Genomic DNA, 12,327 nt, shown 5'->3' with positions numbered 1-12,327 from the left:
GTCAGTGTTGGGCGGTTTTGGAGCTGGAGCCGCCCATGCGGCTGCGCACGATGCCGATGATCATCGGAATCAGCGACAGCAGGATGATGCCGACCACCAGCAACGACAGGTTGGTCTTGATGAACGGTACGTTGCCGAAGAAGTAGCCCAGCGTCACCAGCCCGCCGACCCAGAGGATGGTGCCCAGTACGCTGAAAAAGAAGAAACGCGGGTAAGGCATCCGGGCAACGCCGGCGACGAACGGAGCGAAGGTGCGGATGATCGGCAGGAAGCGCGCCAGGGTCACCGTTTTGCCACCGTGCTTGTCGTAGAAGTCGTGGGTCTGCTGCAGGTAGTCGCGACGAAAGACTTTCGAGTTCGGGTTGCTGAACAAGCGCTCGCCCGCCGTTCGTCCTATCACGTAGTTGGTACTGTCGCCGAGGATGGCCGCCAGCATCAACAGGCCTCCCAGCAGTACCGGGTCCATGCCGCCACCGGCGGCTACGGCACCGGCGATGAACAACAGGGAGTCGCCCGGCAGGAACGGCATGACCACCAGGCCGGTCTCGCAGAAGATCACCAGGAACAGAATGGCGTAGATCCATGGCCCGTAGTTGTTGACCAGCAAATCGAGGTAGACGTCGAGATGCAGGATAAGGTCGAGCGGGTTGAAATCCATGGAAAGCACCTGTGGTGACGGCCCGACTCAGCAAGCCTGTGCGAATGACTGCGCGAAAAGGCCTACAGGGGGATGTAGTTTTTCTTACGAGCCGAAAAGGTCGGCATTATACGAGCTGACAACTGAAAAGCCCGTTGAGTTTGTAGCGGGGGATGTCGGGGAGACCGGCGGTGTATTCGGGAGGCTTTTGTGTGGGCTGCTCGCGATCGGGTGTGTCATGCGCACCTGCGGTGTATGCGCCACCGCTATCGCGAGCAAGCTTTGCTCCCACAGTATGAGCTGACCCCCACAGTAGAGGGTGAGCTTGCACCCTCAGTCGCGAGCTCCGGGTGTACCGCTCAGAGCTCGTCGCTGATCGGCAGCACGTAGTTCTTGAACTCGGTGTCTTCCTTGAAGCCAATGGACTCGTAGGTTTTCTGCGCGACTTCGTTATCACTGCTGGTGGACACGCGCATGCGCACGGCATTGGTGTCCTTGGCCATCTTCTTCGCAGTGCGGATCAGATTGTCGGCCACCAGTTGGCGCCGGGCATCTTCGGCAACGTAGATGTCGTTAAGGATCCACACGCGTTTGAGCGACAGCGAAGAAAAGCTTGGGTACAGCTGGCAAAAGCCCATCAGCTTGGTGCTGTCGTCATCGGACACCGCCAGGTAAATCACCGACTCCTTGCGACGCAGGCGTTTTTCGAGGAACGCCCGGGATGAGTCCGGATAAGGCAGGGAGCCATAGAACTCGCGGTATTTGACGAATAACGGGGTCAGCATGTCCAGGTGTTCGAGGGTCGCTTGAATAATCCGCATCGATAGGTCTCGTCTTCAAGTGGCTGTCTTCACGTGCTCTGACGGCGAACGGTTCTCACTCGGCAGCCGTGCGTCGATCCTGCCTGAAACCAAAGGCCAAACGCAATGCGGAAACGGTTCAGGCTTCTGGTGGACCGAGCAGGAAGTTGCCTTTCATTTCAACGTCCGGGTGCGCTTCGAGGGTTTGCACCTGGGCTTCATCCTTCAGATTGACCCCGGACAACTGCCGCCGACAGGCCTCGCGCATCAGGTACAGCAAGCGATGTGCCGCCATGCCGTAGCTCAAGCCCTCGAGACGAACGTTGGAAATACAGTTGCGGTAGGCATCGGTCAGTCCGACCTTGGGGTTGTAGGTAAAGTACACCCCAAGGCTGTCCGGCGAGCTGAGGCCGGGGCGTTCACCAATCAGGATGACCACCATCTTTGCGCCCAGCAGCTCGCCGATTTCGTCACCCACCGCGACTCGACCCTGTTCCACCAGGATCACCGGCGACACTGACCAGCCTTCGGCCTGGATCTGTTCTTCCATGCGCTCCAGCAATGGCAGGGTGTGCCGATGCACGGCCAGCGCCGACAGGCCGTCGGCCACCACGATGACCAGGTCAACTCCGCCGGGGTTGGCTTGGGCGTGTTCGCGCAGGCTCTGGGCCGACTCGTCGCTCAATTTCCGGCCCAGATCGGGGCGTTGCAGATAGCTGTGGCGATCAGTGGCGGCACTGCGCAGCAGCAGGCTTTGACGTGCGCGTTGATCGAGTTGTGCGCTGATAGCGGCGTGATCAACCGGCAGATGCACGGCGTCCCGCGCCTGGGCGTGGGCCAGCTGGAAGTCCAACTGGGCACTGGTGGGCATGCTGGTGCCGGTTCGTCCGAGGGCGATCCGCGCCGGCGTCAGGCGGCGCAGTTCCAGCCAGGGGTTTTGCGGATCAACAGGTGGTTTGTCCATATCAACACTCATCCCAATTGCGCCAAGGCCTGGCGGAAGGCCGGGGGCAGGTTGTTGCCGAAGAGGACCTTGCCGTCCGCCTGGGTAAAGATGCCCATCCTGGCCAGCCACTGTTCGAATTCCGGCGCGGGTTTCAGGCCCAGGGTCTGCCGGGCATAGAGCGCGTCATGAAACGAGGTGGTCTGGTAGTTGAGCATGATGTCGTCGGAGCCGGGGATGCCCATGATGAAATTGATCCCGGCCACGCCCAGCAAGGTCAGCAGGGTGTCCATGTCGTCCTGGTCGGCTTCGGCGTGGTTGGTGTAGCAGATGTCGCAGCCCATGGGCACGCCCAGCAGCTTGCCGCAGAAGTGATCCTCGAGGCCGGCGCGGATGATTTGCTTGCCGTTGTACAGGTATTCGGGCCCGATAAACCCGACCACCGTATTCACCAGAAACGGTTTGAAATGTCGCGCAACGGCGTAGGCCCGGGTTTCACAGGTCTGTTGATCGACCCCGTGGTGGGCGTTGGCGGACAACGCACTGCCCTGGCCGGTCTCGAAATACATCAGGTTCTGCCCCAGAGTGCCGCGATTCAGGCTTAGCCCGGCGTCGTAGCCTTCCTGCAGGACATTGAGGTTGATGCCGAAACTGGCATTGGCCGCTTCGGTGCCGGCGATGGACTGGAACACCAGGTCCAGGGGAACTCCGCGATTGACCGCTTCGATGGAGGTGGTGACATGGGTCAGCACACAAGCCTGGGTCGGGATGTCATAGCGCTGGATGATGGCATCGAGCATTTCCAGCATCGCGCAGATGGAGGCGATGCTGTCGGTGGCCGGGTTGATCCCGATCATGGCATCGCCGTTGCCATACAGCAGGCCATCGAGAATGCTCGCGGCAATGCCGGCGGGTTCGTCGGTGGGGTGATTGGGCTGCAAGCGCGTGGACAGCCGGCCGCGCAAGCCCATCGTGCCGCGGAACCGGGTGACCACGCGGATCTTCTGCGCGACCAGCACCAGGTCCTGGACGCGCATGATCTTCGACACGGCGGCGACCATTTCCGGGATCAGGCCAGGTGCGAGGGCGCGCAGTCTCTGTTCGTCGGCATGGTCGCTGAGCAGCCAGTCGCGAAAACCGCCGACGGTTAAATGGCTGACTACCGCGAAAGCCTGCTTGTCATGGGTGTCGATGATCAGCCGGGTGACTTCATCGGCTTCGTAGGGGATCAGTACTTCCTGCAGGAAGTGGGTCAGCGGGATGTCGGCCAGCGCCATTTGCGCGGCCACCCGCTCGCCGTCGTTGAGCGCGGCAACGCCGGCCAGGAAGTCCCCGGAGCGTGCCGGACTGGCCTTGGCCATGACGTCCTTGAGGCTTTCGAACCGATAGACCTGGGCGCCGACGGTGTGAGCAAAACTAGCCATACAGATTCTCCGTGACGGCGCAGGCCGGGCCTGCGCCGTGGTTTGCGGCGGTCAGTGCAAGGCTTTTTCAGCGGCCTGAATCGCCGCGAACTCTTCTTCGGGCGTGCCTGCTACCAAGTGATGCCGACTGTAGAACGCAAAGTAAGCAATTAACACTCCATAGATGATCGCGGCCCCGATGACCACCCGCGGATCCACCAGGAAGCCCGCCACTACCGCGATGCAGGCCAGTACCAGGGCCACGCCGGAGGTGAAGATACCGCCCGGCGTACGGTATGGCCGATCCATTTTGGGGCGGCGAATGCGCAGGGTGATGTGGGCGGCCATCATCAGGACGTAGGAAATGGTCGCGCCGAACACTGCCACGAGGATGAGCAGGTCACCCTGGCCGGTCAGCGACAGGCCAAAACCGATAATCCCTGGAATGATCAGCGCCAGCACCGGTGCTTTGCTTTTATTGGTTTCAGACAGTTTGCGCGGCAGGTAGCCGGCGCGGGACAGGGCGAAAATCTGCCGCGAATAGGCATAGATGATCGAGAAAAAGCTGGCGATCAGGCCTGCAAGGCCCACCAGGTTGACGAAGCCGCCCATCCAGGTCGAACCGCCATACGCCTTGCTCAAGGCTTCGACCAGCGGGTTGCCCGAGGTCAGCAGCGCGTTGGCACCTGCACCACCGGGCCCGATGACCAGGATCAGCAGGGCAAAGCTCACCAGCACCAGCATCGCGCCGATCAGGCCGCGGGGCAGGTCGCGTTTCGGGTTTTTGGTTTCTTCTGCCGCGAGCGGCACACCTTCGACCGCGAGGAAGAACCAGATCGCGTAGGGAATCGCCGCCCACACGCCGACATAGCCAAAGGGCAAGAAGCTGCTGGCGCCCTTGGCGTCCGTTACGGGAATGTCCAGCAGGTTGGCGACGTTGAAGTGCGGCACCATCGCTACCAGAAATACGCCCAGGGCCAGCGCGGCAACGGCGGTGATGATAAACATCAGTTTCAGGGCCTCACCGACACCGAAGATGTGGATCGCGATGAAGATAATGTAGAACGCCAGGTAGATCATCCAGCCGCCAATGCCGAACAATGACTCGCAATAGGCGCCGATAAACACCGCGATCGCTGCGGGTGCGATGGCGTACTCGATCAGAATCGCTGTCCCGGTCAGGAATCCGCCCCAGGGGCCGAATGCGCTGCGGGCAAAACCGTAACCGCCACCAGCGGTAGGAATCATGGAAGACAGTTCGGCCAGTGAAAAGCACATGCACAGGTACATGGTGGCCATCAGCAATGTGGCGAGGAACATGCCACCCCAGCCACCTTGGGCGAGGCCGAAGTTCCACCCGGCGTAATCGCCGGAAATGACGTAGGCCACGCCGAGGCCGACCAGCAGGACCCAGCCGGCGGCGCCTTTTTTCAGTTCCCGTTGCTGGAAGTATTGCGAGTCGACTTTTTCAAAGTCCACGGAAGAGCCGGTCGCCGGGACGCCCGAAGGGGATTCGCTAGGCATAGGGTTCACCATTGTTATTGTTTTGGGTGGGCCTTGTGGGGTGTGAGCCTGCTCGCGATGGCGGTGGATCATTCAACTGATGCGTTGAAAGGGTGAACCGCTATCGCGAGCAGGCTCGCTCCCACAGGGGGAGCAAGTGCTGCGAGTTTTAGAAGAAGCCCAGCGGATTGATGTCGTAGCTCACCAACAGGTTTTTGGTCTGCTGGTAGTGGTCGAGCATCATTTTGTGGGTTTCACGACCGACGCCGGATTTTTTGTAACCGCCAAACGCGGCGTGCGCCGGGTACAGGTGGTAGCAGTTGGTCCATACGCGACCGGCCTTGATGGCGCGGCCCATGCGGTAGGCGCGGTTGATGTCGCGGGTCCAAAGGCCCGCACCCAGGCCGAACTCGGTGTCGTTGGCGATGGCCAGGGCTTCGGCTTCGTCCTGGAAGGTGGTGATGCTCACCACCGGGCCAAAGATTTCTTCCTGGAACACGCGCATTTTGTTGGTGCCCTTGAGCAGGGTCGGCTGGATGTAATAGCCGGTCGCCAGGTTGCCCTCGAGTTTTTCCACCTTGCCGCCGGTCAGCAGTTCCGCGCCTTCGCCCTTGGCAATCTCCAGGTACGACAGAATCTTGTCGAACTGCTGCTCGGACGCCTGTGCGCCGACCATGGTGTCGGTGTCCAGCGGGTCGCCTCGCTTGATCTGCAGGACTTTTTTCATCACCACTTTCATGAAGTCGTCGTAGATCGACTCCTGCACCAGTGCGCGGGACGGGCAGGTGCAGACTTCGCCTTGGTTGAAGAACGCCAGCACCAGGCCCTCAGCGGCCTTTTCAATGAAGGTTTCTTCAGCGTCCATGATGTCGGCGAAGAAGATGTTCGGCGACTTGCCGCCCAGCTCCACGGTGGACGGGATGATATTTTCGGCGGCGCATTTCATGATGTGCGAGCCGACCGGAGTCGAGCCGGTGAAGGCGATCTTGGCGATGCGTTTGCTGGTGGCGAGCGCTTCGCCGGCTTCTTTGCCGAAGCCTTGCACGACGTTCAACACACCGGGCGGCAGCAGGTCGCCGATCAGCTCCATCAGTACGGTGATGCCCAGTGGCGTTTGCTCGGCTGGCTTGAGCACTACGCAGTTACCGGCGGCCAGCGCCGGGGCGAGCTTCCAGGCAGCCATCAGGATCGGGAAGTTCCACGGGATGATCTGCCCGACCACGCCCAGGGGCTCATGGATGTGATAGGCCACGGTGTTGCCGTCGATCTCGGCAGCGCTGCCTTCCTGGGCGCGCAGGCAACCGGCGAAGTAGCGGAAATGGTCGGCCGCCAGCGGAATGTCGGCATTCAGGGTTTCGCGCACGGCCTTGCCGTTGTCCCACGACTCGGTGATCGCCAGGACTTCCAGGTTCTGCTCGATACGATCGGCAATTTTCAGCAGTACCAGCGAACGGGCCTGGGCAGAAGTGCTGCCCCAGGCGTCAGCGGCGGCGTGTGCAGCGTCCAGCGCCTTGTCGATATCTTCGGCGGTGGAACGCGGGAATTCGGCGATGGGTTGGCCATTGACTGGCGAGGTATTGGTGAAGTACTGACCTTTGACAGGCGCGACGAACTCGCCGCCGATGTAGTTACCGTATTTGCTTTTGAACGAAACGATAGCGCCTTCAGTACCGGGGTGAGCGTAACGCATGATGGTTCTCCTTGGCTTTTATGCTTATTGAGGGAGTGGCGCATGTGCGCTTGCCATAAGCGTAGAGCAAAGGTTGGGCCACTGCCTTGCAGGGCCGGGGAATCAAGGGGTTGCGCGGTTTTTCTCGGACGGGTGGGCGGGCGCTGTGACGGTATCGGTACAGCGTGGGTGACAGTTTGTGCCGGATTTGCCACACCCTGTGACTGGGCGGTCTTGCCAGTATTGCAATGCGCTGGAGCCTGGAGGATGCTCAGTGGGCGTGATGGACCGCGTAGGACCTCTCGGGAGAATAATAAGAGATGCAAGACAACCATTTGAGCCGTCATGCCCAGCAGGTCATGACCGTCACCCAGGGCAAATCACACTTGCATGGCCCTGGCAGTGATCCGTCCATCGCCCGTTCGTGGCTACGTTGTCTTGAGGACTATCACCTTGACCCTTCCCTGACGATGGCGCCCACGGTGCTGGAGCACGGCCGCGTGCTGGAAAGTCGCGAGCGCTTGCAGCAAGTGCTGCATATCGCCGGTACTGAAATGACCAGCCTGCACCAGCAATTGTCCGGCGCCGGTCATGCCGTGCTGCTGACCGATGCCCGGGGGGTGATTCTCAACTGTGTCACGGCGCCTGCCGAACGCAAGATCTTCGAGCGTGCCGGCCTCTGGCTGGGCGCGGACTGGAGCGAAGCCTGCGAAGGCACTAATGGCATAGGCACATGCCTGGTGGAGCGTCAGTCGCTGACCATCCACCAGGATGAACATTTTCGCGGGCGTCACACCGGCCTGACCTGTTCGGCGAGCCCCGTGTTCGACCCGCATGGCGAGCTGCTGGCGGTGCTCGACGTGTCCTCGGCGCGCCACGATGTATCGCGCCAGAGCCAATTCCACACCATGGCCCTGGTGAACCTATCGGCGAAGATGATCGAGAGCTGTTACTTCCTGCGCTATTTCGACAATCAATGGCTGCTGCGCTTTCACCTGCAGGCCGAATCCGTCGGGCTGTTCAGCGAAGGCTTGCTGGCATTTGACGGAGAAGGGCGGATCAGCGCGGTCAACCAGAGCGCCCTGAATCTGTTGGGGCACATTCGCGGCGGGCTGCTGGGTAAGCCCGTCGAGGCATTTTTCGATTGTTCGCTGGACGAGCTGCTTGGTCGTGCAAGTATCAATGCCAGCGCCAGTTGGCCACTTCGCACTCGTGACGGGCGCAACCTGTTCGCCTTGTTGCGCGGGCAATCGCGCAGTATTGCGGCACCCATAATAAAGAGCCCGGTAGCGCCGCAGCAATCGCGTCCTGCCGGCATTTGCCTGGGTGATACGTCGCTGCAGGAGGATTTTCGCAAGGCCTTGCGAGTCTTCGAGCGTGACGTGCCGCTGCTGATCAACGGCGAGACAGGCTCGGGCAAGGAGGCCTTTGCCAAAGCCGTGCACAATGCCAGCCAGCGCTGCGAAAAAGCATTCGTCGCGCTCAATTGTGCGGCCATCCCCGAAAGCCTGATCGAAAGTGAGTTGTTCGGCTATCGCGGCGGCAGTTTCACCGGGGCGCGCAAGGAAGGCATGCGAGGCAAACTACAGCAGGCGGATGGCGGCACCCTGTTCCTGGATGAGATCGGTGACATGCCCCTGGCATTGCAAACCCGTCTGCTCAGGGTGCTGGAAGACCGCCAGGTGGTGCCGATCGGCGGTGAACCGGAGGCGGTGGATGTACGCATCATCAGTGCAACTCACCGTAACTTGCTGGGGCGGGTGCAGAACGGCAGTTTCCGCGAAGACTTGTATTACCGGCTCAATGGACTCGAAGTGGCCTTGCCGGCGCTGCGCGAACGCACCGATAAATCGCAGCTGCTCGATTTCCTGCTGGCCGAGGAGGCCGGCTCGGACGCTGTGCTGATTGAAGAGCCTGCGCGCCAGGCGCTGCTCGGGTTTGCCTGGCCGGGTAATGTGCGCCAACTGCGCAATGTGCTGCGCACCTTGGCGGCGTTGTGCGACGGCGGGCGGATCGGTCTTGCGGACTTGCCGGCAATGATTCGCCAGGCGCTGCCGCAAACGGATATGGCCCCCGCACCATCGGAGCATCCGCTGGAGGATGCCGAGCGGTTGGCCTTGCTCAATGCGCTGGAGCAAACGCGCTGGCACATGACTCACACGGCCGAGCAGCTGGGTGTCAGCCGAAATACCCTGTATCGCAAACTTCGCAAGCACGGCCTAAGCCGATCCCTGTAGGAGCGAGCTTGCTCGCGAAAAACCTGAGAACAATGGGGTCATTCAGAAAACACGCGTTATCGTTGACGTTTTTCGCGAGCAAGCTCGCTCCTGCAGGGCAGGCGGTGATCTTGAAACACAGAGTGCGAATTTTGCCTCTCTAGGCTAACCTGCGGCCATGTTTTACGAGGTCGACTATGCACATTCATATTCTTGGTATTTGCGGCACTTTCATGGGTTCGATGGCGGTCCTGGCCAAAGAGCTGGGCCATCGCGTCACGGGCTCCGATGCCAACGTCTACCCGCCAATGAGCACTCAGCTTGAGGCTCAGGGCATTGAGTTGACCCAGGGTTACGATCCCGCGCAACTGGACCCGGCTCCGGACCTGGTGGTGATTGGCAACGCCATGTCCCGCGGTAACCCGGCAGTCGAATACGTCCTGAACAAAGGCCTGCCGTATGTCTCCGGCCCGCAGTGGCTGGCGGACCATGTGCTGCAAGGCCGCTGGGTGCTGGCTGTCGCCGGGACCCATGGCAAAACCACTACCAGCAGCATGCTCGCCTGGGTGCTGGAACACGCGGGCATGAGCCCGGGCTTCCTGATCGGCGGCGTGCCGCAGAATTTCTCAGTGTCGGCGCGTCTGGGTGATACGCCGTTCTTCGTCATCGAAGCAGACGAATACGACAGTGCCTTTTTCGACAAGCGCTCCAAATTCGTTCATTACCGTCCGCGCACCGCGATCCTGAATAACCTTGAGTTCGATCATGCGGACATCTTCCCGGATCTGCCGGCTATCGAACGGCAGTTTCACCATTTGGTCCGAACCATCCCGAGTGAAGGCCTGGTGATCCATCCGACCACCGAGCCTGCCCTGCACCGGGTGATCGACATGGGTTGCTGGACACCTGTGCAGACCACCGGTGCCGGCGGCCAGTGGCAGGCCAGGCTGCTCAGCGAAGACGGCTCGAAATTCGAAGTGATGTTCGAAGGCAAGGTCCAGGGCGTGGTGGAGTGGGACATGACCGGTCAGCACAACGTTGCCAATGCCTTGGCAACCTTGGCGGCGGCGCGACATGTCGGCGTGGTGCCGTCCATGGGCATCGCAGCCCTGAGCGCCTTCAAAAGCGTGAAGCGGCGAATGGAGAAAGTGGCGGAAGTTCGCGGCATCACCATCTATGACGACTTCGCTCACCATCCGACGGCTATCGCCACGACGCTCGACGGCCTGCGCAAGCGCATCGGTGACGCACCGCTGATTGCGATCATCGAACCGCGTTCCAACTCCATGAAACTTGGCGCACACCGTGATGGCCTTCCGGAAAGCGTGGTCGATGCCGACCAGGTGATCTGGTATGCCCCGGCCAATCTCGGCTGGGACCTGGGCGCCACCGCCGCGCTGTGCACGGTACCGTCGATTGTCAGTGATTCCCTCGAAGGCATCATCGAACGCGTGAAGAGCCAGGCCCGGCCCGGCACTCACGTGGTGATCATGAGCAACGGCGGCTTCGGCGGCCTGCACGGCAAACTCGCCGAGGCGCTGCAATGAACAACGGGCCGGAACGCATCACGCTGGCGATGACCGGCGCTTCGGGCGCCCAATACGGCTTGCGCCTGCTGGACTGCCTGGTGCGCGAAGACCGGGAGGTGCACTTTCTGATCTCGAAGGCGGCGCAATTGGTGATGGCCACCGAGACTGATGTTTCGCTGCCGCCGAAAACCCAGATGATGCAGGCGTTCCTGACCGAATACACCGGCGCTGCCGCCGGACAGATTCGCGTCTATGGCAAGGAAGACTGGATGTCGCCGGTCGCTTCGGGCTCCGGGGCTCCGGCGGCGATGGTGGTGGTGCCCTGTTCCACCGGGACTTTGTCGGCCATCGCCACCGGGGCTTGCAACAACCTGATCGAACGGGCTGCGGACGTGACCTTGAAAGAGCGTCGCCAGCTGATCCTGGTGCCCCGTGAAGCGCCTTATTCGAGCATTCATCTGGAGCACATGCTCAAGCTGTCGAACATGGGCGTGACCATTCTGCCGGCATCGCCGGGCTTCTATCATCAGCCGCAGACGATTGATGACCTGATCGATTTTGTCGTGGCGCGGATTCTCAACCTGCTGAACATTCCCCAGGACATGCTGCCGCGTTGGGGCGAACACCACCTGACCAGCGATGAATAAGCTGCTGGTGATCGTCCTCGCGCTGCAATTGGCCGGCTGCGCTACTGCACGCACGCTGGATGCTGCCAAGCCTGGGGCCCCCGTGGTTTATGCAGGGACTCGGCTGGATTTGTATGCCCTGAACGGCGGGTGCTGCGCCATGGATCGCTTCGGTGCCGAGGCGCCTGGTTACCCCGGCGCGGACCTGCCGGCGAGTGCGTTGCTGGATACGCTGTTGTTGCCGTTGTCGTTGTTGACGGTGATTGGCGTGGGGTTTCAGGCGACCGGGGGATTGTGAAAGTCAAAAGATCGTCCGATCGGACGATCTTTTGATCTTATTTACCTAACTTACGTAATTCATCCGACTCTACCACCCGAACCCCGTCCTGCTCCTCCAGTGCCAGGCGCCACATCGCCCGCGCCAGTTGGCAGGCTTCAATCCCGTGGTACTTGCCCGGAATCAGCCGGGATAACGGCCCGGCGACTTTTTCAGCCAGGCGTGGCTCAACTCGATCACCCAGCAGTAGAGAAGGGCGGCAGATAGTCAATTGCGGCCAGTCCTGCGCGCGCAAGGCTTGTTCCATCTCGCCTTTGACCCGGTTATAGAACACCGACGACTTTGGATCCGCCCCCAGCGCGCTGACCACGATCAGGTGCCGAGCGCCCATTTCCCGGGCGCGTTTGGCGAATGCCACCACCATGTCCAGGTCCACGGCGCGGAACGCCTGTTCCGAGCCGGCCTGCTTGATGGTGGTGCCGAGGCAGCAGTAGGCAATGTCCACGCGGCCGTTGAGTTGGGGTAGAAATACCGCCGGGTCGCCGACAGGGTTTTCCAGGTGGGGATGCTCGGCCAATGGCCGGCGTGAGGGCGCCAATACCCGGGTAATCGTGGGTTCATTAAGCAGGCGGTCAAGCAAGTGTTCACCGGTCAAACCGGTAGCTCCGGCAAGCAATACGTGCTGAGGCGTCAAGTACATAGTGTTTCTCCCTTGATACTGTTC

The 12,327-nt window shown here is 61.0% G+C and carries 11 protein-coding genes; 4 read left to right on the top strand and 7 right to left on the bottom strand.

Annotated features, from left to right (window positions below):
• Position 1: 1 nt before the first annotated feature.
• The 6 genes from HYI44_RS14060 to HYI44_RS14035 all read right to left on the bottom strand — a co-directional run bounded on the left by HYI44_RS14060 (position 2) and on the right by HYI44_RS14035 (position 6,976).
• Positions 2 to 658: a DedA family protein gene (locus HYI44_RS14060; RefSeq protein WP_225569644.1), complete on the bottom strand. Its 657-nt coding sequence runs from the start codon at positions 656 to 658 to the stop codon at positions 2 to 4.
• 338 nt (positions 659 to 996) lie between these two features.
• Positions 997 to 1,458: a GNAT family N-acetyltransferase gene (locus tag HYI44_RS14055; protein WP_122838915.1), complete on the bottom strand. Its 462-nt coding sequence runs from the start codon at positions 1,456 to 1,458 to the stop codon at positions 997 to 999.
• A gap of 118 nt (positions 1,459 to 1,576) precedes the next feature.
• The gene (gene eutC, locus HYI44_RS14050) at positions 1,577 to 2,413 is read right to left on the bottom strand and encodes an ethanolamine ammonia-lyase subunit EutC (RefSeq protein ID WP_412548490.1); all 837 of its coding nucleotides are present in this window, start codon (positions 2,411 to 2,413) and stop codon (positions 1,577 to 1,579) included.
• On the bottom strand, positions 2,410 to 3,804 hold the full coding sequence (locus HYI44_RS14045) for an ethanolamine ammonia-lyase subunit EutB (RefSeq protein WP_225569642.1): 1,395 nt from the start codon (positions 3,802 to 3,804) through the stop codon (positions 2,410 to 2,412). Before HYI44_RS14045 ends, eutC begins: the two co-directional genes overlap by 4 nt.
• Positions 3,805 to 3,855: 51 nt before the next feature.
• Positions 3,856 to 5,307, bottom strand: coding sequence for an ethanolamine permease (gene eat, locus HYI44_RS14040; protein ID WP_045061519.1), 1,452 nt, complete (start codon positions 5,305 to 5,307; stop codon positions 3,856 to 3,858).
• Between the two features lie 148 nt (positions 5,308 to 5,455).
• Positions 5,456 to 6,976, bottom strand: coding sequence for an aldehyde dehydrogenase family protein (locus tag HYI44_RS14035; RefSeq protein ID WP_225569641.1), 1,521 nt, complete (start codon positions 6,974 to 6,976; stop codon positions 5,456 to 5,458).
• A 299-nt stretch (positions 6,977 to 7,275) separates the two neighbouring features.
• On the opposite strand from HYI44_RS14035, the gene HYI44_RS14030 reads away from it, so the two are divergent.
• The 4 genes from HYI44_RS14030 (at position 7,276) to HYI44_RS14015 (ending at position 11,624) form a co-directional block, all read left to right on the top strand.
• Positions 7,276 to 9,192, top strand: a complete 1,917-nt coding sequence (locus HYI44_RS14030; RefSeq protein ID WP_225569640.1) for a sigma-54-dependent Fis family transcriptional regulator — start codon at positions 7,276 to 7,278, stop codon at positions 9,190 to 9,192.
• Positions 9,193 to 9,368: 176 nt separating this feature from the next.
• Positions 9,369 to 10,718, top strand: a complete 1,350-nt coding sequence (mpl, locus tag HYI44_RS14025) for a UDP-N-acetylmuramate:L-alanyl-gamma-D-glutamyl-meso-diaminopimelate ligase (RefSeq protein ID WP_122838919.1) — start codon at positions 9,369 to 9,371, stop codon at positions 10,716 to 10,718.
• Entirely contained in the window at positions 10,715 to 11,347 is a 633-nt protein-coding gene (ubiX, locus tag HYI44_RS14020) for a flavin prenyltransferase UbiX (protein ID WP_045061515.1), read from the top strand. Before mpl ends, ubiX begins: the two co-directional genes overlap by 4 nt.
• Positions 11,340 to 11,624 (top strand): YceK/YidQ family lipoprotein, encoded by a 285-nt coding sequence (locus tag HYI44_RS14015; RefSeq protein WP_122838920.1) that lies wholly within the window; start codon positions 11,340 to 11,342, stop codon positions 11,622 to 11,624. The genes ubiX and HYI44_RS14015 overlap by 8 nt, the downstream gene beginning before the upstream one ends.
• A 37-nt stretch (positions 11,625 to 11,661) precedes the next feature.
• Here the strand turns inward: HYI44_RS14015 and HYI44_RS14010 are convergent, their stop codons facing one another.
• Positions 11,662 to 12,303, bottom strand: a complete 642-nt coding sequence (locus HYI44_RS14010) for an oxidoreductase (RefSeq protein WP_122838921.1) — start codon at positions 12,301 to 12,303, stop codon at positions 11,662 to 11,664.
• Between the last annotated feature and the right edge of the window lie 24 nt (positions 12,304 to 12,327).

The organism is Pseudomonas sp. Y24-6 (assembly GCF_020295325.1).
Classification (GTDB): domain Bacteria; phylum Pseudomonadota; class Gammaproteobacteria; order Pseudomonadales; family Pseudomonadaceae; genus Aquipseudomonas; species Aquipseudomonas gregormendelii.
This window is presented reverse-complemented; position numbering and strand designations above follow the sequence as displayed.